Below are 23,710 nucleotides of genomic sequence, written 5' to 3' on the forward strand. Positions count from 1 at the left end.
ACACCTCATTTCATCATCATCGTTAATTTAATATCTTCACCAATTTTTTCAACTTTAGTAAAAGTAAACGCTTCTTGCAAAGCAATTGTTGTCATTGAAAGCGCATTTGTTCCTAATAGCTTAGGCGCAATGTATATAATCATTTTTTGTACGAATTGCTGTTGTAAAAAGGCATCCGCCATTTTACAGCCAGCCTCAACATATAAAGTCATAATCCCTTCATCTGCTAGCTTTCTTAATACATTTCGCAAGGAACAATCCTCTATCACAAACGTACGAACACCTGCTAATTTACGAGATTTTGTTGTAAAAAGCCAAGTTAGAGCCGTTTTATCATTAAAAACTTTCGCTGAATTTGGTACTTTTCCATCACGATCAATAACAATTCGAATCGGTTGTTTGTTTGAGGTACTACAACGATTCGTTAAGCTTGGGTCATCAATGCAAATCGTATTTGAGCCTACTAAAATAGCATCATGTGTTGACCTTGTATAATGCACATCCTTTTGAACAAGCCTACCCGTGATTGCAGTTTGCTTCCCTATCTCAGCAGTAATTTTACCGTCCAACGAAATGGCTTGCTTTAATGTAACGTAAGGTAAACGATGTGAAATATAATAAAAAAATGCTTCATTTAATGCTTTTGCCTCTTCTTCACATAATCCTATACTTACCGTAATGCCCGCCTCCTCCAACCTTCGAACTCCCCGTCCAGCTACAAGTGGGTTCGGATCCAGCGTCGCAATAAAAACATGTGCAACCTGCGCTCTAATTAGTGCCTCAACACATGGACCTGTTTGCCCAACATGGCTACATGGCTCAAGTGTAACGTAAACCTTCGAACCCTCCGCTCTCTCACCTGCAATTTTTAAGGCATTAATTTCCGCGTGTGCCTCTCCGAATTTAAGATGAGCACCAAAACCTATAATCTCCTCATTTTTTGTAATAACACACCCAACAAGTGGATTAGGAGAAGTTTGATTACTACCTGATTTTGCCAAGCTCAAAGCAAATTGCATAACTTGTTCGTCACTCATTCAGTCACCTCCCTTTGAAAAATAAAAAGCCCCCTTAAATAGGGGGCTTTTACGAAGAAGGCGTCACTAAATAAACTAGCACCATAGCTAATTTTTTTCGCCTACCTTCTCTCATCCAGACTATTACTGTCGGCTCCGGAATTTCACCGAATCCTGCTTCATAAAGCTCGCGGGCTATACCGCCGATTGGGACTTGCACCCGACCCCGAAGGTATTTATTCAATTAAAAAGACCTCACTTAGAAATGTGGGGTCGTTAAGAGGCATCTTCAAAAAAAGCCACACGAATGTCGCTTTTTTTGCCTACCTTCTCTCATCCAGACTATTACTGTCGGCTCCGGAATTTCACCGAATCCTGCTTAAAAAAAGCTCGCGGGCTATACCGCCGATTGGGACTTGCACCCGACCCCGAAGGAATTTATTCAATTAAAAAGACCCCACTTTGAAATGCGGGGTCGTTAAAAGGCATCTTCAAATAAAGCCACACGAATGTCGCTTTTTTGCCTACCTTCTCTCATCCAGACTATTACTGTCGGCTTCGGAATTTCACCGAATCCTGCTTCATAAAGCTCGCGGGCTATACCGCCGATTGGGACTTGCACCCGACCCCGAAGGAATTTATTCAATTAAAAAGACCCCACTTTGAAATGTGGGGTCGTTAAAAGGCATCTTCAAATAAAGCCACACGAATGTCGCTTTTTTGCCTACCTTCTCTCATCCAGACTGTTACTGTCGGCTTCGGAATTTCACCGAATCCTGCTTAATAAAGCTCGCGGGCTATACCGCCGATTGGGATTTGCACCCGACCCCGAAGGTGATATTTATGTTGGCTTTAATTATACAGCAATAATGCAAAAAATCTAGTCTATCAAAAGAAACGTTTTTTATTTTATGAAATATTAAAAGAAAGATTTAAAAAATGTTTTTAGTCGAAGAAAATGCATGCGCTTCTCTATAAAAAGATTATATTTCAAAAAACAGCAATGTATTACGCTAACGTTCCCCTCATAGCAGACCTACCGAATTGTAGATAATGCTTTTGACCATGAAATTAATTGGTCTAACATCTGATTTACTGAATCTGCCTGAACATCTTTCGGTTTGAAATCTGTTCCGTTTTCGAAATCTGTAAATAATGAAAGAGCTGGATGAACACGCACATCTGCTACTAACAGCTCTCCCATAATACCGCGCAAATGCTCCGCAGCACGAGCACCACCTACAGAGCCATAGGAGACAATTCCTGCTGCCTTGTTATTCCATTCTACTCTTAAATAATCAATCGCATTTTTCAAAGCGCCTGTAATAGAATGATTGTACTCTTGAACGATAAATACAAACCCATCTTGTTTTGCAATAATTTCTGACCAGCCCTTTGCCCCAGATGCATCCTGCCCCGGCTCACCTAATAAAGGCAATTTGTAATTAGCAATATCGATTACTGTATAGTTTGCATCATTTCGTTGATTTGCAATTTCCTTTACCCATTGTGCTACCTGTGGGCTTACACGTCCTTCACGTGTTGAACCAATAATAATACCAATATTTAATGCTGTCATTGCTTGCTCCTCCTCATGTTTTGAAACGAAAAATTTGGCTAAAAACCCGATAAACAACGCCTCTCCTACGTCAAAAGACCCTATAACAGTGAGCGTACTTCCTATACATGCCACTTTGCTATTAGCACAAAAATAGTGCTGATAGAAGTTAAAAAATTATACCTATTCTATTTTCCCCAAATTCACTTTTTATATTCAAAAAACTTACATTGAGTAGGGGCTGTCAGAAAGGGTATTCCTTTTCTGACAGCCCCTATATGACATATTAGTTTTCACTGTTCTTTCTGAGCAGCATTTTTATTGCCTCTAAATTCCTCTCTTTTCTTCATTGCTTCTGCCATACGGTGTGAATCAGCGTTCGGCTCATTTTGTAGTTGCGCTACAATATTTCGATAATCCACTTCATTGCGATTCTGGCTCATTTTATACGAAGCTTGAACTTCTCTTATTTTAATTTTAAAGCCAACAATCCCTTTAAGTTCAGCTGCTAATAACTCAGGGGAAAGTGTATCCCATAAAATCGGATTTTCTCGATTAGCCTCGTATTTTTCAAGCAATAATGTTAAGTCCTGTACTAGCTCTTCTTTGTCTAAAATACTCGCCTTTCCATATACATGGACCGCTTGGTAATTCCAAGTAGGAACATTTTCATGTCCATACCAAGAGGAAGAAATATACGCATGAGGCCCTTGGAACATAACAAGCACTTCCTTGCATGCTTCAAAAGTTCTCCACGCGGGATTTCCATAAGCCATATGGCCAGTAATAAAATAATCTTCCCCTTCCTGATTTAGCAATAAAGGAATATGTGTCGCTATTGGTATTTCATTTTTTATTGTAACTAAAGTTCCAAATGAATTTTCATTAATAAAATTTGTAATTTCTTTAAAATCCGTAACCTTATAATACTTTGGTATAAACATGCTTTATTATCCCCTTTATCTATTTAATCTAAGCTATTAAAAAAATCATACATTGTTCACTGACATAAAAAAAGGTACAATTATAAACAAATATGCATGTCAGGGGTTATTATATAAATGAAAAATACTATATTTATCTTTAATAATACTTCACCTAAATATAAACAAATTTATGAGCAGTTCAAGTTGTATATTGAGAATGGTGACATTTCAATTAATGACCAGCTACCTTCTATTCGTGAACTCGCAAATTCACTTTCAGTAAGTAGGAATACTACACTTACAGCCTATGAACAGCTTATGGCTGAAGGCTATATTCGCAGCGAAGGTCGCAAAGGGTATTTTGTAAATAAAGTAGATTCATCTTTGTTTCAAAATAATTTGATGAACATCAATAATAAAGAGCTTGAATTAAAAGAAAGTAAACATATTCTGATTGATTTTCGTGCGGGAACAGTAGACCAACAGCATTTCCCCCTGAAAATTTGGCGAAGAATGACGAATCAAGTTTTATATACACAGCAAAGCTATTATTATGGAAACCCTTTTGGTGAACATTGTTTACGTGAACAAATTGCCACCTATTTATTTCAATCTCGTGGTGTGAGGACAAGTGTTGATTCGATAATTATTGGTAGTGGAACACAACAAATGTTAATCAATCTCATCGAAATTTTAAAAAGGGAATTTTCTAGTATTATTGTTGAAGACCCAGGCTATGATGGTGCAAGAGAAGCTTTTAAATTCCATAATTTGTCCATTGAAACAATCCCCGTCTTTAAATCAGGTGTCGATTTCTCAAAATTAAATGAACTGTTGTCTCACCTCATTTATGTTACTCCCTCCCATCAAAGCCCTCTTGGTGTTAGTATGTCGATAAAGGAAAGGTTAGAGCTCATCCAGTGGGCTAATAGTAGAGAAGGTTATGTAATAGAGGATGATTATGATAGTGAATTTCGCTATACGCAGCAACCATTTCCGGCTCTTGCCTCTATTGACTCAACAAGAGTTATTTATTTAGGTAATTTTTCTAAATCATTTCTTCCTGGAATACGTATTAGTTATATGGTACTTCCAGAAATGCTGCTATCGAACTATAAAAAACAGTGGTCAGCTTTCGAATGCACTGCCTCCCTTCTACACCAACTTGCGATGGCTAATTTTATGCAGGAAGGTGAATGGAATCGACATATTAAGCGAATGCGCCTCGTTTATAAGCGAAAAATGCAATGCATTACTACGGAATTAAGAAAACATTTCAAAGATACGATTTCAATTATAGGAGAGCAATCTGGTTTGTTTGTATTAGTGAAAATACACTTAAACCTTACTGAAGAATGTTTAATTAACCGCGCATCTTTACTAGGGGTGAAAGTGTATCCTACTTCCATTTATTCAGTACAAAATCATATAGTTGAACCAGCTATAAAGCTTGGATTTAGCAATCTCTCGTGTGAAGAAATTCAGTTAGGTATTCGGCTTTTAAAAGAAGCTTGGACTTAACCATTATGAAATCCGAATATTTCGATAATTACTTATGCTAAAGTTTGATTAAAAAAATCCTACAATCTAGTATTTAACAATAAACAGAAAGAATACAGCTTGAAAAAAAGATTAATCAAAATGGATTCTTTCTCAGCAAATCTTAGTTTTGCTTTTACAAAAAAAGTTGAATTATTTCGTAATGGTGTTGCTTAGCAATCGTTCCTCTTTGTGGAATTTCATATGCATTTGAGTATCTCTGCAACACCTTTTAATTATAATGCTATTGCATTGTTAATTTTATAGAACATTTATAAACAGTATCTCCAAAAGACCGAATGTCGCTTAAATAATCGTATCCTTTAGGTGAGCCGTAACGGTTGAGCATTCTTACTGCTACTACGTTTTCCTCTGGAATGACGAGCAAAGCTACATTGGTGTAGCCAAATAATTGATAGGAACCTTGTGGAACTGTATCGCCTATTTGGTTAAAACTATGGTTTGTGTCTTTTACAAACCATAAAAATCCATTCTTCTGAATAGGAAGTGTTAGGTTGGGAGTTTGAATGGATGTAGCCATTTGAATGATTTCTCTAGGAATAATCTGTTTTCCTCCCCATTTCCCTTCTGTTAAATGAATGTAACCCCATAAAGCAAGCTCCTGTGCAGACACATACATATTCATTCCAGAACCATCTACTACATCCGTCTTCGTCCAAAATGGGTTATCTGCATCTCGAATAGCGTTTGCAATTTTTGAATGAGGCTTACTCATCTTAATCCATTCTGTTGATTGAAAGCCTAGTGGTTCAATAACCTGTGATTTAATAATTTCAGCAACAGACTGTCCCGTTGTTTTTCGGATAATCATTGTCAATAAATCAATGCTTGGACCTCTATATGCCCATGATTCACCAGGTTTATATTCACTTACTAGTTTATTGCCGTCAACAATTTTTAATCCATGTGTATGGGTTAATAAGTGACGAATAGTTACCCCCTCATATGCAGCTAAATTCGAATCTTCAACAAACTGCTGAACTGTATCATCCATGGAAAAGTAACCATTGTATATAGCATAAGCCGCAGCAAAACCAATATAAGCTTTTCTTACAGATGCAATATGGAATTGAGTGTCTACTTGAACATCTCGAGCAAGTTTTGCATTAGACTGCTTACCAAAATAAGATTCTTTTGCGATTTTATCGTTCTGGATAATAAATAGAGCACCACCGCTAGCACCCAACTTTTCAGCACTTTCCATCACATGAGTACGTACATCTTCAAATAAGTTTGTGTAATCATTCACGTTCTTTAAAATCAATTTTTCACTCTCCTTAGAATATTAAAAGGGACTCATCATCTTTGGTGAGTCCCTCATTTTATTATTCTCATCTAGTTCACAGAGCGAAAAAATAACGCTCAGTTCTTTTGCAAACATCCCATTTCAGAAATGTACGATTAGATTATTTTCGTACAGCCTCAAATGTAATGAGTTGGCAATCTTTTGATGGTTGCCTTTTGAAAGAATAATCGGCAGAACAAGTAATATCAGAAAAACCAATGCTTTCTAAAATCAGTTTGAATTCTTCGATTCCATACCATCTCATTGCAAACTTCTGTAATTCTGTGTCTACGAGCTTACCATCTCTCCATTTTTCGTATTTTAAATAAGATAAGGTATATTGGTCAATCCAGTTGATTTCAATTGACTTGCTTTCTAATGTAATGCCTTCTTCATTAGAAAGAGGAAAGGTTGCAGTAGTAATTTCTTCTGTACGCCAATTACTCGGTAATAGCAAATCAACTATTAGACGTCCTTCGGGCATTAGATGATTATAAAAGCATTTCAGAGCGTCTTTAGCATCCGTAAAATTGTCGATTAAACAAAAGGAGCCAGTAGGTATAACGATCGCCTCATATTTTGATTCCAAAGAAAAACTACGTAAGTTCTCTTCATATAGCTTCGGATTTAAGCCTCTTTCTTTGCATCGTTTTCGACAAGAATCTAACATTTCAGTTGAATAGTCAATACCATCAACAATAAATCCATTTTCAAGTAGGGGAATTAAGAATCGGCCTGAACCGACAGCAGCTTCAAGTATTTTCCCTTTCGTTCCTTTTAATCTTTCAAGATAATATTCAATGTCACCGCCAATTGAATACCCCACAGGTTTGGTAAAATCATATACTTCCGTACTTAATGCACCATAATAACTAAACATTTCATTTCCTCCAATAGTATATGCGGAAGAATTTTATTGAGATTATTAAAGCTTCCGCACCTCAAGTTTGTTTTTTGATGTAGGTAAAGAGCTGACTATCATATTAAATCACTCACTTTCTATAGATTATTATTATATTATACACTTTTTTAGGATTCATCCAAATATTTCAATGTGTATTAAATCCATAAATATCTTATTGAATTAACCTGCCCCGTTAATTTAAAAGGAAGCATTTAAAATTAAATAACTTTATTTCCGTGGATTTGGTTTGAAAAGGTATATGGAACACTAGCGCAAGTTGATTTCTTAGCCATGGCAGTGTTTCGAGGATATTGCAGACTACAAAGTTGGCATCAACAACAAGATGAGCTTTAGCATATCTAGATATATTTTCTAAGTAATTTTTCTGATAAAAACTTTTTAGCTTTATCTCAACGATTTAACATTGTCATTAAATCTTCTAATTCCTACTTGTTATAAGAAAACCATTTCTTATACGCGCTCTTTTATCTATAATACTAAGTAACAACATATCTAAAATGGTTGTTGCCAAACTTCATAAAACTATTTTTTTCCTATTACATAGCACCAAGCTTGAAAGAAAAAATGGGAAAATGAAGATTTTTAAATCAAATAAGAATCCAAAAGTATATTGTTATTTCACAAAAAAATAAAAAGCATAGGGCTGTCCAAAAAGCAGTACATAGCCGGCATTTTGGACAGTAGCGATGATGTTTCGTAAAATGTTGATTCATATAAGCAGAGAACGCCTCTTTTAAAAATGGGATGAACATTGGCTTTAGCAGCGTTATGCTTCAGTAAAAGGGAAGCGATGAAAACATTGATTTCAATACGGTGTCAAAACAAAATGGACTTTTCGGACAACTCCTCTCTATTTTCCCGAGAGCCAATACTTTACTGTATAATTCATTAGTTAAGAAATACTCACGCAACAATACTAATGAATAATAGCTTTCTAGAGAAAGCTACTGCAGAGCGATTAGGTAATACATCTGAAATGATTCACACGGTACTAAAAAACTAAAGATGCCATTGTAAATGCTTTCACACTTGTTCTAAATGGAAAGTGGGACTAATGCATAATAAAACCCTTACATATCAAGCAGTTGACCAATAGCATAGTTTTTAGGCATAATACTTAAAGTAAGCTTTTAAAAATAAAAAATTGATTAAACTATAAAATTTCAAAATTAACTTGGAACGATTATTTTTATAGATTGCGAAAATTTGTTTGAAACGATACGGCTTGCAATATACGATGACTGACAACAATAAACATTAAGGGAGAATTAGTATTTATGTGTGGATTTACTGGATTTATCGGTGAGGTTGAAGGAGCCTCAGCCGTTTTAGAAAATATGATGAATCAAATTATCCATCGCGGTCCTGATAGCGGTGGTCAATTTAATGAAGGCATAGCTCACCTTGGCTTTCGCCGTCTAAGCATTATCGATTTAGAGCATGGCTCACAGCCTTTATTTAATGAGGACGAGTCACTCGTTTTAATTTTTAATGGGGAAATTTATAATTACCAAATGATTCGTGAAGATTTAATTGCTAAGGGACATGTGTTTAAAACCCAAACGGATAGCGAAATTTTACTCCATGGCTATGAGGAATATGGTTCAAAGCTTGTGCAAAAGCTACGTGGGATGTTTGCCTTCATCATTTGGGATCGTGAAAACCAAAAATTATTTGCGGCACGCGACCATTTTGGCATTAAGCCATTCTATTACGGACAAATGAATGGTACGCTATTTTTCGGGTCGGAAATTAAAAGCTTTTTACCGCATCCGCATTTTGTGAAGGAGCTAAATAAGGAAGCATTAAAGCCTTATTTAACATTTCAATACCCTGTATTAAATGAAACATTTTTTAAAGGCATTTTTAAATTGCCTGCAGCACATCATATGACGTATGAAAATGGTCATTTAACAATTGAGCGTTACTGGGAGCCAACATATGCTCCCGAAGAGCGTCCGCTCGAAAAAATTATTGAGGATATTGATGATGCTGTCCGTGAATCTGTGGCGGCACATACGATTGCCGATGTAAAAGTAGGCTCATTTTTATCAAGTGGTGTTGACTCTAGCTACGTAGCAAGTGTCCTTCGCCCAGATAAAACATTTACGGTAGGCTTTAGCGCTGAAAATTTCTCTGAAATTGACAATGCCGTGCAGCTTTCAAAGGAGCTCGGCATTGAAAATGTTAATGAAATTTTAAACTCCGATGAATGCTTTGCGGATTTAGGAAAAATTCAATATATGATGGATGAGCCGCATTCAAATCCATCGATTGTTCCTCTTTACTATTTAGCACGTCTCGCGAGCAAGCATGTAACAGTCGTTCTTTCTGGTGAAGGCGCTGATGAATTATTCGGTGGCTATGATGAATATACGGACACACCGAATATGAAGAAGTTTAAAAGCCTGCCTTCCCCAATCCGCGCTTTAGCCAATATTGCGGGAACGATTATGCCAAATAGCAAAATTGGTGGTTTGGCAAGACGTGCTAAGCTTCCAGTTGAGCAAACATTTATCGGTCAAGCTCGTATTTTTGAAGAGTACGAATCTACAGCGATTTTAACATCTGACTTTAATAAGGCTCCTTCTGTGGCAGATATCGTAGGTCCTTACTACAAAAAGTTCCAAGGTCATGATGATGTAACGAAAAAGCAGCTTTTAGACTTAAATTTATGGTTAGTAGATGATATTTTATTAAAAGCAGATAAAATGGCAATGGCTCATTCAATTGAACTGCGTGTACCGCTTCTTGACCGTGAAATGATGGATGTCGCGGCATCTGTACCAACACGCTACCGCGTGAATGAAGAAAATACAAAATATGCATTCCGTCAAGCGGCACGTGAGGCGCTACCTGAAGAATGGGCGAACCGTAAAAAAATCGGTTTCCCTGTGCCAATTCGCCATTGGCTGCGCGACGAAAAATATGTAGCACAAGTGCGAGCGCTATTTAGCAGTGAAGAAGCAGCACAATTTTTCAACCGTGATAAAATTTTAGCGCTACTTGACTCCCATGTAACAGGTACAACGAATAGCCAGCGCAAAATTTGGTCGATTTATATGTTCCTTGTTTGGTATAACGAATATTTTGTAAAGCAATAATCTTTTGAAAGGATGACTACGAATTGAAACGATTATTATTAGTGATGTTACTTTTCGCTCTAGTCATCCTTGCTAGCTGCCAAAATGCCGAACCTCTATTTAGAGCTGTAAAAAATCATGAGGCAGCAAATTTTTCTGATGAGTTAGTTGTTTATACGGTAGAATTTTATAGTCGTGTAGCTGTTCCTGAAGTGATAGTTGCGATAGAAAGTGAGTCAACTGGTGAAGAAATTGCGCGTACTGTAGCATCTACAGATGGAGTTGCTGCTTTTGAGCAGCTACAGGAGCATGAACGCTTTGAGGCTGTCGTTTATCATCCCAATGGGCGCGAACAGTCACGTCGAGCTTTTACTTTTGATAAAAGTAAACCTAATCTTATTATCGAAACATTTTATCCGCATTCTGAGGTAGGCTTAGCAGTTCCAACCGTGTTCCAAAATCCAGAGCTGCCAAATGGCTGTGAAATCACCTCTTTAACGGCTATGCTCAATTATTTCGGTGTCGAAAAAGATAAAATGACGATGAAGCGTGAATACTTGCCAAGAGAAATTACAGAAATTCGCGATGGTATAAGATACGGACCCGACCCAGAGCTTGCATATGCTGGTAACCCAGCTAGTGCAACAGATGGCTTTTATGTCTTTGCAAATCCTATTGCAGAAGCAGCTAATATTGTATTAGCTGAGCAATCCTCCAATTTACGTGCGGCGAATATTACTAATGCCACGAAAAAGGAAGTTTTAGCGCTTATAGATCAAGGCTACCCTGTTTTAACATGGGTTACAATTGATTGGCAACCACCGCGAACAAATCGCTTTTGGATTGTTGAAGAAACAGGTGAAAAGCACCCTATTTACAGCAATTTACACGCTGTCGTTTTAACAGGCTATGACCATAATAGCGTGACAATTATGAATCCGCTCTACGGCTATGAAACGATTGATATAAATGTCTTCTTTTCAAGCTATGAGGCACTTGGGGCGCATGCGGTTGTGATTCAATAATAAAAAGAAGCCACTTCTTTTCTAAAATGTACCCTATACGATAGACACTTTGAAAAAAGACTATCGTATAGGGTATTTTTCTTTATAATGAAAAAAAGATGTTGGAGCGGATGAGAGATGACAAAAAAATTATTTACTAAAGAAGAACAGAAACAGCTAAAACATAATCCAAATGTACAAGCAGTTAGCGAGAAAACAATTACGTGTACAGATGAATTCAAACATCATTTCATCGCTGAAAATGACAAAGGAAAATTGCCAATAGAAATTTTCCAAGAGGCGGGTCTAAATGTAGAACTAACCAATTCTAAGACAATTGTTAACTGAGCCAACGAACCACTTGGCACTATCTCTCTTCAAGAAAAACACCTCAATGCCGGCTGATATAATGTCTTTTGTTTGCGAATTATGCCTATAGAGATTCCAAGTAAAGCCTACCAAAATCATACTACTACATTTCGCATATACGAAATACAAACACTTAAAATCTTTATTTCGATTATTGTCTCTCACTATTTACTTACAAAAACACCTCTAATAACTCTCGAAATGAATATGGCGCAATATTCAATTATAGTAATATTATACTAAAAAAGTATAAAAAAACCAAAAATGTATTTACATTTATATTAAAGTAATATACTCTTATATATGTAACACAAGTAAAAAAAGTAAAATTAAGGAGTGGTTTTTTTGAAAAAGAAAATGTTGAAATTTTTATTTGTATTCACTTCTTGTATTTTAGTATTTGCTTCTTTGCCATTTGCAAAAAATGTTTCCGCTAGTACGATGCAAGCAGCTTATAGCGAACCTGATCTCGAAGCAATACTAAACAGCCAAAAAGAAGCGATTTTTAATGAAACTGGTGAAGTAATTGATTTTAATGTTCTATCTGATAATGAAATTGAAATAATTTCTGAAGGTTTAACATATGTAATTAATACGGATACTTATGAGTTGACACTAAATGGAGAAAGTCTAGGTGTTGTAGCTGAAACTGAAATTGAACATCACAACGATATATCCGCTGTAACTTCTTTTTCTGCATATACTCCAGTAAAAGTTACAACAATTACAACAACTGCTAAAGATTTAGCTGGTGATATAGCAAAAGCTGCCGTCTATCTTGCTGCTATAATAATTGTAGGAATAGCAATTTTATCGCAACTGGGTATAACTGCTCCAGCAATTTTAGCAACTGCAAAAACTGCGGCTGCAAGTTATGGGCTATCTCTTACTACAACTTTAATTGGTGATTTAGCCGATGTCGTATGGTCTTACTCGATATATAGAACTACTAGTCCTATTCCAACTGGATATGGTTCCAATCAAATTGCTTATCGTTATCAAGATGCCAAAATGACAGCACGCTTCCGTGTTGGTAATTATACTTCACCCCAATGGTCATACCAAAGTGCACAAATCGGTAATTGGTGGTTTAGTAGTAAACCATACTAATTTATAAAAAGTGGGGTGAAGTTCTTGGATTTAAAATACCTACCCTTGTTGCTCTCTTCTTTATTACTATTTATATATGCATATCGTGAAAGAAATAAAGAGCAAAAGGTCTTAAAAAATCCAATTTTACTAGGTATAATTGGGCTGTTCTATATCTCACTCATGTCTTTAGATTATAGTTTTATGGCAGTACTCATTGGTATAGCAGGTTTGATAATTTTAATTATTAATTTTTTTCGTAAATAAATGTTTTTTGGTTTCCATCTACATTTATCCATACGATTTGTCCTTTATAATGGATTGGGATAATTTTCTATCACAAACCAATATAAAGGATTTTTTATGTGAATTTATAATCAAACAACGCATATAAAACGCCAGATACGACCTATCTTTCAAAAGAGGTATCATTGTTCTGTTCATATGAATATGTATTCCAATAAAGATGCTATATAAATTCATTGATATGAAAATATTGACACTACCTCCAACTATCTTTCGCTAAATTATATCAATTCAATATTCTTGATGCTATTATATTTTTGCTCTCCTCTTTTATCCACAAAAAAATGAGCTTGACGTTACCATCAAGCTCATATCATTTCAGGTTTTCTTTTATTCAAACACAACACGCTTCGCTTCATAGGCTGCAATTGCATCTTCATACTTAAATGTTAAAGCAATTTCATCCCAGCCATTTAATAGCATTTCTTTGTAGTAAGGGTCAATATTGAAGCGATATACTTTTGAAGGTGTCGTGACAGTTTGTGCCTCTAAATTCACTTCGATTGACTGTGCCTCTTGCAAGCCTTGCGCTAGTAGCTCATCGCATTCTGCTTCCGTTAATTTAATTGGTAAAATGCCGTTTTTAAAGCAGTTATTATGGAAAATATCTGCAAAACTTGGTGCTATGACAACACGGAAACCATAATCTAAAATTGCCCAAGGTGCGTGCTCACGTGAGGAACCACAGCCGAAGTTGTCCTGCGCAACTAAAATTTCTGCATCCTTGTATTGTGCTTTATTTAACACAAAATCGGCTATTTCATTGCCCTCATTGTCAAAGCGCCAATGGTAAAACAAAAATTGGCCAAAGCCTGTGCGCTCGATGCGCTTTAAAAATTCCTTTGAAATAATTTGGTCTGTATCTACATTTTTTCGATCAAGCGGTGCATATACGCTTTTCACAATATTAATTGGTTCCATCGTCTTCTCTCCCCTACGCTTCTTGCTTCTCTAGTTGTCGCACATCTACGAAATGTCCATAAATGCCTGCTGCCGCTGCCATTGCAGGGCTTACTAAATGGGTGCGCGCCCCGGTGCCTTGACGCCCTTCAAAGTTACGGTTTGAGGTAGAAGCACAGCGCTCGCCAAACGGAATAATATCTTCATTCATGCCCAAGCATGCGGAGCAACCTGATTCACGCCATTCAAAGCCAGCCGCTGTGAATATTTTATCCAGTCCCTCTGCTTCTGCTGCCTTTTTCGTTGAATGGGAGCCTGGAACGACAATACCCTTTACATTCGGATGAAGCTTATTGCCTTGGACAATACTTGCTGCTGCACGTAAGTCCGATAGACGGGAGTTCGTACAAGAGCCGATAAAGACATGCTGGATGGCAATAGATGTAATTGGCTGACCTTCCTCTAAGCCCATATAAGCAAGCGCTTTTTTCAGCGCCTGTTTATCGGATTCGCTCGCGTAGTCAGCAGTTGTTGGTACAGTTTTTGATACCCCTGTTCCCATTGCTGGATTCGTTCCCCAAGTGACAACAGGCTCAATTTCATTCGCATCAATTTCCAATACAACATCATAGCTACAATTCGCATCTGATGCGAGGCTTAGCCAATAGGCTGCTGCCTCCTCAAATTGCTTTTGTGGTGCAAAGCGACGTCCGCGTAAAAACTCAACTGTCTTTTCATCGGGTGAAATTAAGCCCGCTTTTGCACCGGCTTCAATCGACATATTACAAATCGTCATGCGCTCTTCCATTGATAATGCGCGAATCGCCTCACCAGTGTATTCCACGATATGCCCTGTTCCTACACCAATTCCCCATTTCGCAATAATCGCTAAAATAATGTCCTTTGCGGTTACACCAGCACCAAGCTCACCTGTCACGCGAATTTCCATTGTTGGTGGCTTCGTCTGCCACAGTGTTTGCGTCGACAAGACATGCTCTACCTCCGATGTCCCTATACCAAAGGCGATTGCACCAAATGCTCCATGGGTAGATGTATGCGAGTCTCCACAAACAATTGTTTTGCCTGGCTGTGTTAAGCCTAGCTCAGGCCCAATTACATGGACAATCCCTTGATCTGGATGCCCCATATCTGCAAGCTGTACACCAAATTCCTTCGCATTATCCGCTAGTGTGGTAATCTGCTTTTTTGCAATAGGGTCGTTAATCGTCGACAAATTTTTCGTTGGTACATTGTGATCCATCGTTGCGAAACATAGATCTGTACGACGCACTTGACGATTATTTAAACGTAGCCCTTCAAATGCCTGCGGGCTTGTTACTTCATGAATTAAATGTAAATCAATATAAAGTAAATCAGGCTTGCCTTCTTCACGATGTACGATATGTGATTCCCAAATTTTTTCAATAATATTTTTTGCCATTGTAGTCACCAATCCTTAAATATACGAAATCATAATGCTTTCTGACACGAAGCTCGTATCAATTTCATTAATCACTTTATCTGTCCATTCATCTGTAGATAAAACGCGTGTACCATCCTGTGCTAAATCAGCTGTGAAATAACCGTCATCAAACACGGCACTTACCGCACGCTCAATTTCTGCAGCCTCTTCTTTTAAGCCGAAAGAATATTGCAGCATCATCGCAACAGATAAAATAGTTGCCGCTGGATTAGCAATTCCTTGCCCTGCAATTTCTGGTGCAGAGCCGTGTACAGGCTCATATAAACCAAAATTATCACCGCGAATCGAAGCGGATGGTAATACACCTAAAGAACCTGTAATAACAGACGCTTCATCGCTTAAAATATCACCGAACATATTTTCTGTTACAACAACATCATATTGACTTGGATTTGTAATAAGCTTCATCGCTACGGAGTCGACTAAATTGTGCTCCACTTGCACATCAGGGTAATTTTTCTTCTTTTCTTCTACAATTTCACGCCATAAACGTGAAGTATCTAATACATTCGCTTTATCTACAGAGCAAAGCTTACCTCGACGCAATCTCGCTAGCTCAAACGCATTCTCCACAATACGTTCAATTTCCTCACGTGAATACACGCATGTATCAACAGCAGCTAGCTCTGTTTTTTTACGTGGTTCACCGAAATAAATGCCGCCAGTTAGCTCCCGTACAATCATTAAATCAACATTTTCCGCAACCTCACGCTTTAATGGAGAAGAAGCTAGTAAACTAGGGAACGCCTTCACTGGACGGAGGTTAGCGAATAAGTCGAAATGCTTACGAATTTGTAGCAGGCCTTTTTCTGGTCGTAAATGTGGTGGATTATTATCCCATTTCGGTCCACCGACTGCACCTAATAAAATTGCGTCGCTTTGCTCGCACATTAAAATTGTTTCATTTGGCAGTGGGTTATTAAACTGATCAATTGCTGCACCACCAATTGCGCCGTAGCCTAAATGAAATGTATGATTGAAACGCTTGCCAATCACTTGTAATACTCGAACTGCTGAAGCAATTACTTCAGGTCCAATGCCGTCTCCAGGTAATACCGTAATTTTCTTTTCCATAAAAAACACCTATCCTTCTCGCGTATATCGTCGCGTTATTCTTTGAAGTTACATGGGGATGGTTTGTCAAACCCGTGTTCCTACAAATGCATCCCCATGGCATTTGTTACACGGTCGATTGGTGTGCGCGAATACTTTGCTGAATCAATTGTCGATTAATTGCATTTAAGTAGGCCTTTGCAGATGCTTCTAAAACATCCTGAGCAGCATCGCGCCCAGTTGTTGTATAGCCGTGATAGCGTAAATTAATGACTGCCTCCCCTAGAGCATCGCGCCCTTTGCCAACAGATGTAACACGATAATCTAAAACATTGACTGTGCCACCTACTAATTGCTCTAATGTGTTGAAAATTGCTTCGACCGAGCCGGAGCCAGTTGAAGCGCCTGTTGCAAGGTCGCCATTTGGTGTAGCAACAACAACAGTTGCAGTTGGAATATTTTCTGTTCCGTATTGCACTTGTACACTTTTCAACACATATAACGGAACATCCTCCACTAAAACTTGCTGCTCTGTTAATAAAGTAACTAAATCCTCTTCTGTAACCTCTTTTTTACGGTCCGCTAATTTTTTGAACTCAGCAAATGCTTTGTTTAGCTTTTCGTCCGATAGCTCATAGCCCATTTTCACTGCACGGTCGCGGAAGGCTGCACGTCCCGAATGCTTCCCTAATACTAATGGCACTTCATCCTCACCGATTAATGCAGGTGAAATGATTTCATAGGTTTCAGGGTTTTTCAGCACGCCATCTTGGTGAATGCCCGATTCATGCGCGAAAGCATTGCGACCAACTACCGCTTTATTTGGCTGGATAACGACACCTGTTAAACGGCTCACCATTTGTGATGTTCGTTTAATTTCCTTTAAGTTTAAGCCTGTTTCAAATGGATAAATATCTTTGCGAATATGTAACGCTACGCCTATTTCCTCAAGCGATGCGTTACCAGCTCGTTCTCCGATACCGTTTATTGTACACTCCACTTGGTCTGCACCGTTTTGAATTGCTGCAATCGAGTTTGCGGTTGCCATGCCTAAATCATCATGACAATGTGCAGAAAACTTTACATTGTCCGCCCCCCGCACATTTTCACGTAAAAATTTAAATAGTTCACCATATTCCTGTGGCGATGCATAGCCAACAGTATCTGGTACATTAATTGTCGTTGCTCCTGCTGCAACAACCTCGTTAATAATTTTCACAAGGAAGTCGCGCTCTGAACGGAAGCCATCCTCTGCTGACCATTGGACGAGCGGGAAAAACTTCTTCGCATATTTCACAGCTTCTACTGCTTGCTCCACAACTTGCTCAGGCGATTTTTTCAGTTTGTATTCCATATGAATAGGCGATGTTGCTAAAAATACGTGAATATGTGGTTGTTCCGCTACTTTAATCGCTTCCCAAGTAGCGTCAATATCCTTTTGAACACAGCGCGCTAAACCTGTTACAATTGAATTTTTTACCGTGCTAGCAATGCGATGCACCGCATCAAAATCGCCGGGTGAAGAAGCAGGAAACCCTGCTTCAATAATTGTTACACCTAACCGCTCTAGTTGCTTCGCGATTTCAATTTTTTCTGCTGTGTTTAAATTAATACCCGCTGACTGCTCTCCGTCTCGCAGCGTTGTATCAAAAATATCAATCTTTCGCACTATTTCACCACTACCTTCTCTTTACCTGCTTGAATGAATGGCATCATTGCACGCAGCTTACGCCCCACTTCTTCGATTTGATGATTCGCGCCTGCTTCCTTATATTTTGTATAGCGTGGACGACCTGTTTCATTTTCTTTAATCCAATCTTTTGCGAATGTACCGTCTTGAATATCTTTTAATACATCTTTCATGCTTGCTTTTACTTCATCCGTAATAATGCGTGGGCCACTCACATAATCGCCCCATTCCGCAGTATCTGAAACAGAGTAGCGCATTGTTTCCATTCCGCCTTCAAACATTAAGTCAACAATTAGCTTTAGCTCATGCAATGTTTCGAAATAAGCTAATTCTGGTTGGTAACCTGCTTCAACTAACGTTTCAAAGCCTGCTTGAACTAATGCTGTTGCCCCACCACAAAGTACTGCTTGCTCACCGAATAAATCAGTAACTGTTTCTTCAGCAAATGTTGTTTCTAGTAAACCACCACGTGCAGAGCCGATGCCTTTACCATAGGCAAGTGCTAAATCCTTCGCTTGGCCTGTCGCATCTTGATGGATTGCAAATAAGCCGGGTACGCCTGCTCCTTCTGTATATTGACGACGCACTAAATGACCTGGGCCCTTTGGAGCTACTAAAAATACGTCGACATCCGCTGGCGGTGTAATTTGCTCAAAGTGAATGTTAAAGCCATGTGCAAACATTAATGCTTTACCAGCTGTTAAGTGTGGTGCGATTTCTGCTTCATAAACAGCCTTTTGACGCTCGTCTGGTAATAGAATTTGGATAATATCTGCCGCCTTCGCTGCTTCTGCAACAGATGTTACAGCTACACCATCTTCTTTTGCTTGGTCAAATGACTTACCTGGGCGAACTCCTACAACTACATCAAATCCCGATTCTTTCAAGTTTAACGCGTGCGCATGACCTTGTGAACCATAGCCGATAATCGCGATTTTTTTACCTTTTAATACTGCATCATTGATATTTTGTTCATAGTACATTTTTGACATGGGAAATTCCTCCTGAAATTTAATTGTTTTTTATATGCTAAACTATTTTGTTATTTCAAAATAGAGAGCTGCGGTATATCTGTTTTTTGAATTTCACGTACAGCAGCAGATGCTCCAGTACGCGTTAATTCTTTAATGCCGTACGGTCGAATTAATTCGATAAAGGCATCAATCTTTTCTGGGTCACCGACAACTTGATAGGTCACTACATTTTTCGCTGTATCAACTACTTGTGGTCGAAATGGTTCAACAATCGCATTCATCTCTGCTCGCAAATTTGCTGGTGAGATGACTTTTACTAAAGCGAGCTCGCGTACGATAATGGCTTTTTCTGTAATATCATTAACCTTTAGCACATCGATTTGCTTTGATACTTGCTTAATCAGTTGCTCGATTTTACTTTCATCCTCCACATGTACGACAAATGTCATTTTTGAAAAATTTGGCTGCTCAGTGTGGCCAACTGTAATGGACTCAATATTAAATTGACGCTTCATTAAAAGTCCGGTGATGCGGTTTAACACACCACTTTGATTAATTACGGTTACAGTAATAACACGTCTCATCCTTTTTTCACTCCAATCATTTCATGCAGCCCTTTGCCCGGTGCTACCATCGGATACACATTTTCAATTTGCTTTACTCGGCAATCAATCAATGCTGGTTCGTCTGAGTTGATTGCTTCTGCAAAAATGCGCTCCGCCTCTTCTAATGTGTCGATGCGATATCCTTTAATGCCGTATGCATCCGCTAACTTAACGAAATCTGGCTGAACAGGCATTAATGATGAGGAATAACGCTCCTCATAAAATGTTTGCTGCCATTGTCGCACCATCCCTAAGCAGCTATTATTTAAAATGACGATTTTCACAGGTAATTCAAATTCCTTTAATAAAGAAAGCTCCTGTGCTGTCATTTGGAAGCCTGCATCGCCGCAAATGGCAATAACCTTTTTATCAGGCTCGGCAAACTGTGCACCAATTGCTGCCGGGAAGCCGAAGCCCATCGTCCCAAGCCCCCCCGATGTAATCCAGCTATGCCCATTGTTTAAAGCATAGTACTGCGCCGCCCACATTTGATGCTGTCCAACATCCGTCGTAACAATGGCATCGCCCTCCGTAATACGATGAATCATTTCAATTGCTTGCTGTGGCAATACCTCCTCACCAGCTTCCTCATACCATAATGGATATGCTTGTTTATTGCTTTCTAAATAAGCAATCCATTCTGTCGTATTCGGTGCATCAAAATCTTTTTTCAGTAGCGCGTTTAGCGCCTCTTTTGCATCCGCCACAATCGGAATGTCTGTCGGCACATTTTTACCGATTTCAGCAGGATCAATATCGATATGAACAACCGTCGCATTCGGTGCGAATGTTGCTAAATTTCCTGTTAGACGATCATCAAAGCGAGCGCCAATATTAATGAGTAAGTCGCAATTTGTAATCGCATCGTTCGCTGTAAATGTCCCATGCATACCTGCCATACCGTAAAACAGTTCATGCTGACCATGAATGCCGCCTAAGCCTAGCAATGTGTTAACGATTGGCAATTGGTACTTTTCAATGAATTCTGTTAATTCTTCGCGTGCATCTGCAAAAAGTACGCCAGCCCCTGCTAACACAAGTGGCTTTTTAGCATTGGAAATAGCTTGAATTGCCTTTTGAATTTGTAAATAATTCGGCTTATATGTTGGCTGGTAGCCTGGCAAATAAATTTCTTCAGGAGCCTTTGGCATATCACCTTCTGTGAAAATCGCTTGTGACACATTTTTTGGGAAATCGATAACAACTGGTCCTTTTCGCCCTGTATTAGCAATATGAAACGCCTCTTTAACAATGCGTGGTATATCACGAATATCTTGCACCTGATAGTTATGCTTCGTAATCGGTGTCGTAATGCCCATAATATCTGCTTCTTGGAAGGCATCTGTGCCAATGACAGATGTCGCCACCTGCCCTGTAAAAATAACGAGTGGTAAAGAATCCATCATTGCATCTGCAATACCTGTTACGAGGTTTGTTGCACCCGGTCCACTTGTTGCAATAACAACACCTGCTTTATTCGTTACACGCGCATACCCCTCTGCTGCATGAATAGCCCCTTGCTCATGACGTGTTAAAATGTGACGAATAGGATTGCGGTACATTGCATCATAAATTTGTAATACCGCACCACCTGGATAGCCAAATACAATTTCAACACCTTGGTCATGTAATGCTTGAATTAAAATATCTGCACCATCTTTTGGTTTTTTTATTTCTTCAACTTGTGTTTCCTCATGCCCCGTATCGCTTAGCGAAACATTTGCCGTCATAATAAACGCCTCCTAATGATTTTTAAATAAATAAAAAAGCCTTCTTTCTCCACACGCAAAAGAATTACTCTTTACGTAGGGATGAAAAAGACTTTCCATGGTACCACCCTTATTTATAGCATGACAAACTCATGCTACCTCAAGAATAGTGTGAGTTCCCTTCATTTCACAAAATTGTATGCAACTAAATGCAGGGACACTATTCATTCATAACGAGCACTTTGATTATGCCCGGAGCTATCTAATGGCAAATGCGTTTAATAGCTCACTCCGAGGGGATGTCGGAATTAGTTGTATCGTCGGCTTCCAGCAGCACCGACTCTCTGGTAGATACAAGTCTCTAATTCCTTTAACCTCATCAACGATTTATCATATTTTCATGACGCCGCCTTGGGAAGCATTTGTTACTAATGCTGAGTAACGTGCTAACCAGCCGCGCTTAATTTTTGGTTCAAATGGCTGTAATTTTTGCCTTCTTTCTGCTAATACTTCATCTGACACTTGCAAATTGATTGTGCGATTTGGTAAATCAATGACGATTATATCGCCATTTTCTACTAAAGCAATTGGCCCGCCTTCTGCAGCCTCTGGTGAAATGTGACCGATTGAAATGCCGCGTGATGCACCTGAAAAACGTCCATCTGTAATAAGTGCCACTTTTGTTCCTAAGCCTCTGCCTTGAATTGCAGAAGTCGGTGCTAACATTTCTGGCATACCCGGACCACCCTTCGGCCCTTCATAGCGAATTACTACAACATGCCCTTCCTTCACTGTTCCACTATCAATAGCAGCTTGTGCCTCTTCCTGAGAATCAAAGACGATTGCTTCACCAGTAAATTCTTTAATGGAAGGGTCTACAGCGCCGACTTTAATGACGGAGCCCTCTGGTGCAATATTGCCGAATAAGACAGATAACCCACCAACAGGTGAATATGGATTATCCTTTGTACGAATGACTTGCTCATCCGTAATATGGTCGTTTTTAACGAGCTCACCCATCGTTAAACCAGTAATTGTTAAACGATTTGGATGAATGGCACCTGGGATTTTTGTTAGCTCATTAATAATCGCTTGTACGCCACCCGCTTTATTAATATCATCCATCGAAATATCGCTCGCAGGCATAATTTTTGCTAGGTAAGGTACACGCTCTGCCACTTTGTTAATATCCTCGATGTTATAGTCAATTTCCGCTTCATTTGCAATTGCCAATGTGTGTAAAACTGTATTTGTTGAACCACCCATTGCCATATCTAATGCAAATGCATCATCAATCGCTTCCTTCGTAATAATATCGCGTGGCTTTATATCCTCTTTTATCATTCGCACTAAATGGTGCGCTGCTTCTTTAATTAAACGGTGACGCTCCTCGCTTGTTGCGACGATTGTTCCATTGCCTGGTAGTGCTACACCGAGCATTTCCATTAAGCAGTTCATCGAATTGGCTGTAAACATGCCTGAGCATGAGCCGCATGTTGGACATGCATTGTTTTCGATATCGAGCAACTCTTCTGCTGACATTTTGCCAGACTTATGTGCGCCGACACCCTCGAAAACAGAAGTTAGCGAAAGCTGTTTACCACTTGCTGAAGTTCCTGCTTCCATCGGACCACCTGATACAAAAACCGATGGTACATTTGTGCGGACAGCTGCCATTAGCATTCCTGGTGTAATTTTATCGCAGTTTGGAATATAAAATACTCCATCAAACCAGTGCGCATTTATTACTGTTTCAGCAGCATCTGCGATAATTTCTCGACTTGGTAGCGAATAACGCATCCCAATATGTCCCATCGCAATTCCATCGTCAACACCAATTGTATTAAATTCAAATGGAATGCCGCCTGCCTCGATAATCGCTTCCTTGACGACATCAGCAAATTCACGTAGATGCACATGTCCTGGAATGATATCAATATAGGAATTACAAACACCGATAAAAGGCTTATCTAAATCTTTCGCCTTCACTTTCCCCGTAGCATAAAGCAAACTACGATGAGGAGCACGGTCTACTCCTAGCTTAATCATATCACTTCTCATTTTTGAAACGCCCCTCACGTTTTTCCATTTGGTTATTTTGATTCAAATGTTATTGATTTATTTGATTGTCGCTATCATAGTACGAAAAAATAGGGACGTCAACAGGCTTTTTTT

Annotated in this window: 18 protein-coding genes and 4 riboswitches; of the genes, 5 read left to right on the forward strand and 13 right to left on the reverse strand. The window is 38.8% G+C overall.

The window, feature by feature from the left end:
• Positions 1-5: 5 nt before the first annotated feature.
• From ribD to MHH70_RS02775, 3 genes are all read right to left on the reverse strand, one after another.
• A complete protein-coding gene (gene ribD / locus MHH70_RS02765; protein WP_342472487.1) occupies positions 6-1,037 on the reverse strand; it encodes a bifunctional diaminohydroxyphosphoribosylaminopyrimidine deaminase/5-amino-6-(5-phosphoribosylamino)uracil reductase RibD in 1,032 nt (343 codons plus the stop codon).
• A gap of 99 nt (positions 1,038-1,136) precedes the next feature.
• A riboswitch (FMN riboswitch) is annotated at positions 1,137-1,254 on the reverse strand.
• An 83-nt stretch (positions 1,255-1,337) separates the two neighbouring features.
• Positions 1,338-1,456, reverse strand: a riboswitch (FMN riboswitch).
• Positions 1,457-1,538: 82 nt separating this feature from the next.
• A riboswitch (FMN riboswitch) is annotated at positions 1,539-1,656 on the reverse strand.
• Positions 1,657-1,738: 82 nt separating this feature from the next.
• A riboswitch (FMN riboswitch) is annotated at positions 1,739-1,856 on the reverse strand.
• A gap of 196 nt (positions 1,857-2,052) precedes the next feature.
• Complete coding sequence (locus MHH70_RS02770) at positions 2,053-2,595, reverse strand: NADPH-dependent FMN reductase (RefSeq protein ID WP_235616022.1); 543 nt, start codon at positions 2,593-2,595, stop codon at positions 2,053-2,055.
• A gap of 272 nt (positions 2,596-2,867) precedes the next feature.
• Positions 2,868-3,518 carry an FMN-binding negative transcriptional regulator gene (locus MHH70_RS02775; protein WP_342472488.1) on the reverse strand — a complete coding sequence of 217 codons (651 nt, stop codon included), beginning with the start codon at positions 3,516-3,518 and terminating at the stop codon, positions 2,868-2,870.
• Between the two features lie 117 nt (positions 3,519-3,635).
• Here MHH70_RS02775 and MHH70_RS02780 point away from each other — a divergent pair, with 117 nt between their 5' ends.
• Entirely contained in the window at positions 3,636-5,021 is a 1,386-nt protein-coding gene (locus MHH70_RS02780; protein WP_342472489.1) for a PLP-dependent aminotransferase family protein, read from the forward strand.
• Between the two features lie 262 nt (positions 5,022-5,283).
• On the opposite strand, the gene MHH70_RS02785 is transcribed toward MHH70_RS02780, so the two are convergent.
• Together MHH70_RS02785 and MHH70_RS02790 are read right to left on the reverse strand one after the other, a co-directional pair.
• Positions 5,284-6,324: a serine hydrolase domain-containing protein gene (locus MHH70_RS02785; RefSeq protein ID WP_342472490.1), complete on the reverse strand. Its 1,041-nt coding sequence runs from the start codon at positions 6,322-6,324 to the stop codon at positions 5,284-5,286.
• 142 nt (positions 6,325-6,466) lie between these two features.
• Positions 6,467-7,225 (reverse strand): class I SAM-dependent methyltransferase, encoded by a 759-nt coding sequence (locus MHH70_RS02790; protein ID WP_342472491.1) that lies wholly within the window; start codon positions 7,223-7,225, stop codon positions 6,467-6,469.
• A 1,322-nt stretch (positions 7,226-8,547) separates the two neighbouring features.
• Between MHH70_RS02790 and asnB the strand changes: the two genes are divergently transcribed.
• The 4 genes from asnB to MHH70_RS02810 all read left to right on the forward strand — a co-directional run bounded on the left by asnB (position 8,548) and on the right by MHH70_RS02810 (position 12,836).
• The gene (gene asnB / locus MHH70_RS02795) at positions 8,548-10,374 is read left to right on the forward strand and encodes an asparagine synthase (glutamine-hydrolyzing) (RefSeq protein ID WP_107942707.1); all 1,827 of its coding nucleotides are present in this window, start codon (positions 8,548-8,550) and stop codon (positions 10,372-10,374) included.
• A gap of 23 nt (positions 10,375-10,397) precedes the next feature.
• Positions 10,398-11,378: a C39 family peptidase gene (locus MHH70_RS02800; protein WP_342472492.1), complete on the forward strand. Its 981-nt coding sequence runs from the start codon at positions 10,398-10,400 to the stop codon at positions 11,376-11,378.
• Between the two features lie 117 nt (positions 11,379-11,495).
• Complete coding sequence (locus MHH70_RS02805; protein WP_342472493.1) at positions 11,496-11,705, forward strand: HTH domain-containing protein; 210 nt, start codon at positions 11,496-11,498, stop codon at positions 11,703-11,705.
• Positions 11,706-12,071: 366 nt separating this feature from the next.
• Positions 12,072-12,836 carry a hypothetical protein gene (locus MHH70_RS02810; RefSeq protein WP_342472494.1) on the forward strand — a complete coding sequence of 255 codons (765 nt, stop codon included), beginning with the start codon at positions 12,072-12,074 and terminating at the stop codon, positions 12,834-12,836.
• 615 nt (positions 12,837-13,451) lie between these two features.
• On the opposite strand, the gene leuD is transcribed toward MHH70_RS02810, so the two are convergent.
• From leuD to ilvD, 8 genes are all read right to left on the reverse strand, one after another.
• Positions 13,452-14,042: a 3-isopropylmalate dehydratase small subunit gene (gene leuD / locus MHH70_RS02815; protein WP_066163205.1), complete on the reverse strand. Its 591-nt coding sequence runs from the start codon at positions 14,040-14,042 to the stop codon at positions 13,452-13,454.
• 13 nt (positions 14,043-14,055) lie between these two features.
• Positions 14,056-15,462 (reverse strand): 3-isopropylmalate dehydratase large subunit, encoded by a 1,407-nt coding sequence (gene leuC, locus MHH70_RS02820; RefSeq protein WP_342472495.1) that lies wholly within the window; start codon positions 15,460-15,462, stop codon positions 14,056-14,058.
• Between the two features lie 15 nt (positions 15,463-15,477).
• Positions 15,478-16,578: a 3-isopropylmalate dehydrogenase gene (gene leuB, locus MHH70_RS02825; protein ID WP_342472496.1), complete on the reverse strand. Its 1,101-nt coding sequence runs from the start codon at positions 16,576-16,578 to the stop codon at positions 15,478-15,480.
• A 106-nt stretch (positions 16,579-16,684) separates the two neighbouring features.
• On the reverse strand, positions 16,685-18,226 hold the full coding sequence (locus MHH70_RS02830; protein WP_342472497.1) for a 2-isopropylmalate synthase: 1,542 nt from the start codon (positions 18,224-18,226) through the stop codon (positions 16,685-16,687).
• Positions 18,226-19,239: a ketol-acid reductoisomerase gene (gene ilvC, locus MHH70_RS02835; RefSeq protein ID WP_107942702.1), complete on the reverse strand. Its 1,014-nt coding sequence runs from the start codon at positions 19,237-19,239 to the stop codon at positions 18,226-18,228. The genes MHH70_RS02830 and ilvC overlap by 1 nt, the downstream gene beginning before the upstream one ends.
• A gap of 50 nt (positions 19,240-19,289) precedes the next feature.
• Positions 19,290-19,805 (reverse strand): acetolactate synthase small subunit, encoded by a 516-nt coding sequence (gene ilvN / locus MHH70_RS02840; RefSeq protein ID WP_342472498.1) that lies wholly within the window; start codon positions 19,803-19,805, stop codon positions 19,290-19,292.
• Complete coding sequence (ilvB, locus tag MHH70_RS02845; protein ID WP_342472499.1) at positions 19,802-21,556, reverse strand: biosynthetic-type acetolactate synthase large subunit; 1,755 nt, start codon at positions 21,554-21,556, stop codon at positions 19,802-19,804. The genes ilvN and ilvB overlap by 4 nt, the downstream gene beginning before the upstream one ends.
• Positions 21,557-21,925: 369 nt before the next feature.
• The gene (gene ilvD / locus MHH70_RS02850; protein ID WP_066163223.1) at positions 21,926-23,596 is read right to left on the reverse strand and encodes a dihydroxy-acid dehydratase; all 1,671 of its coding nucleotides are present in this window, start codon (positions 23,594-23,596) and stop codon (positions 21,926-21,928) included.
• Positions 23,597-23,710: the final 114 nt, after the last annotated feature.

Source organism: Metasolibacillus sp. FSL H7-0170, assembly GCF_038593115.1.
GTDB classification, from domain to species: domain Bacteria; phylum Bacillota; class Bacilli; order Bacillales_A; family Planococcaceae; genus Metasolibacillus; species Metasolibacillus fluoroglycofenilyticus.

What these genes read in the sequence shown, in the direction of transcription:
- ribD (WP_342472487.1), bottom strand. Translation starts at nt 1,037, where the DNA reads ATGAGTGACGAACAAGTTATGCAATTTGCTTTGAGCTTGGCAAAATCA.
- ilvN (WP_342472498.1), bottom strand. Translation starts at nt 19,805, where the DNA reads ATGAGACGTGTTATTACTGTAACCGTAATTAATCAAAGTGGTGTGTTA.
- ilvC (WP_107942702.1), bottom strand. Translation starts at nt 19,239, where the DNA reads ATGTCAAAAATGTACTATGAACAAAATATCAATGATGCAGTATTAAAA.
- MHH70_RS02770 (WP_235616022.1), bottom strand. Translation starts at nt 2,595, where the DNA reads ATGACAGCATTAAATATTGGTATTATTATTGGTTCAACACGTGAAGGA.
- leuB (WP_342472496.1), bottom strand. Translation starts at nt 16,578, where the DNA reads ATGGAAAAGAAAATTACGGTATTACCTGGAGACGGCATTGGACCTGAA.
- asnB (WP_107942707.1), top strand. Translation starts at nt 8,548, where the DNA reads ATGTGTGGATTTACTGGATTTATCGGTGAGGTTGAAGGAGCCTCAGCC.
- leuD (WP_066163205.1), bottom strand. Translation starts at nt 14,042, where the DNA reads ATGGAACCAATTAATATTGTGAAAAGCGTATATGCACCGCTTGATCGA.
- leuC (WP_342472495.1), bottom strand. Translation starts at nt 15,462, where the DNA reads ATGGCAAAAAATATTATTGAAAAAATTTGGGAATCACATATCGTACAT.
- MHH70_RS02805 (WP_342472493.1), top strand. Translation starts at nt 11,496, where the DNA reads ATGACAAAAAAATTATTTACTAAAGAAGAACAGAAACAGCTAAAACAT.
- MHH70_RS02790 (WP_342472491.1), bottom strand. Translation starts at nt 7,225, where the DNA reads ATGTTTAGTTATTATGGTGCATTAAGTACGGAAGTATATGATTTTACC.
- MHH70_RS02780 (WP_342472489.1), top strand. Translation starts at nt 3,636, where the DNA reads ATGAAAAATACTATATTTATCTTTAATAATACTTCACCTAAATATAAA.
- ilvB (WP_342472499.1), bottom strand. Translation starts at nt 21,556, where the DNA reads ATGACGGCAAATGTTTCGCTAAGCGATACGGGGCATGAGGAAACACAA.
- ilvD (WP_066163223.1), bottom strand. Translation starts at nt 23,596, where the DNA reads ATGAGAAGTGATATGATTAAGCTAGGAGTAGACCGTGCTCCTCATCGT.
- MHH70_RS02775 (WP_342472488.1), bottom strand. Translation starts at nt 3,518, where the DNA reads ATGTTTATACCAAAGTATTATAAGGTTACGGATTTTAAAGAAATTACA.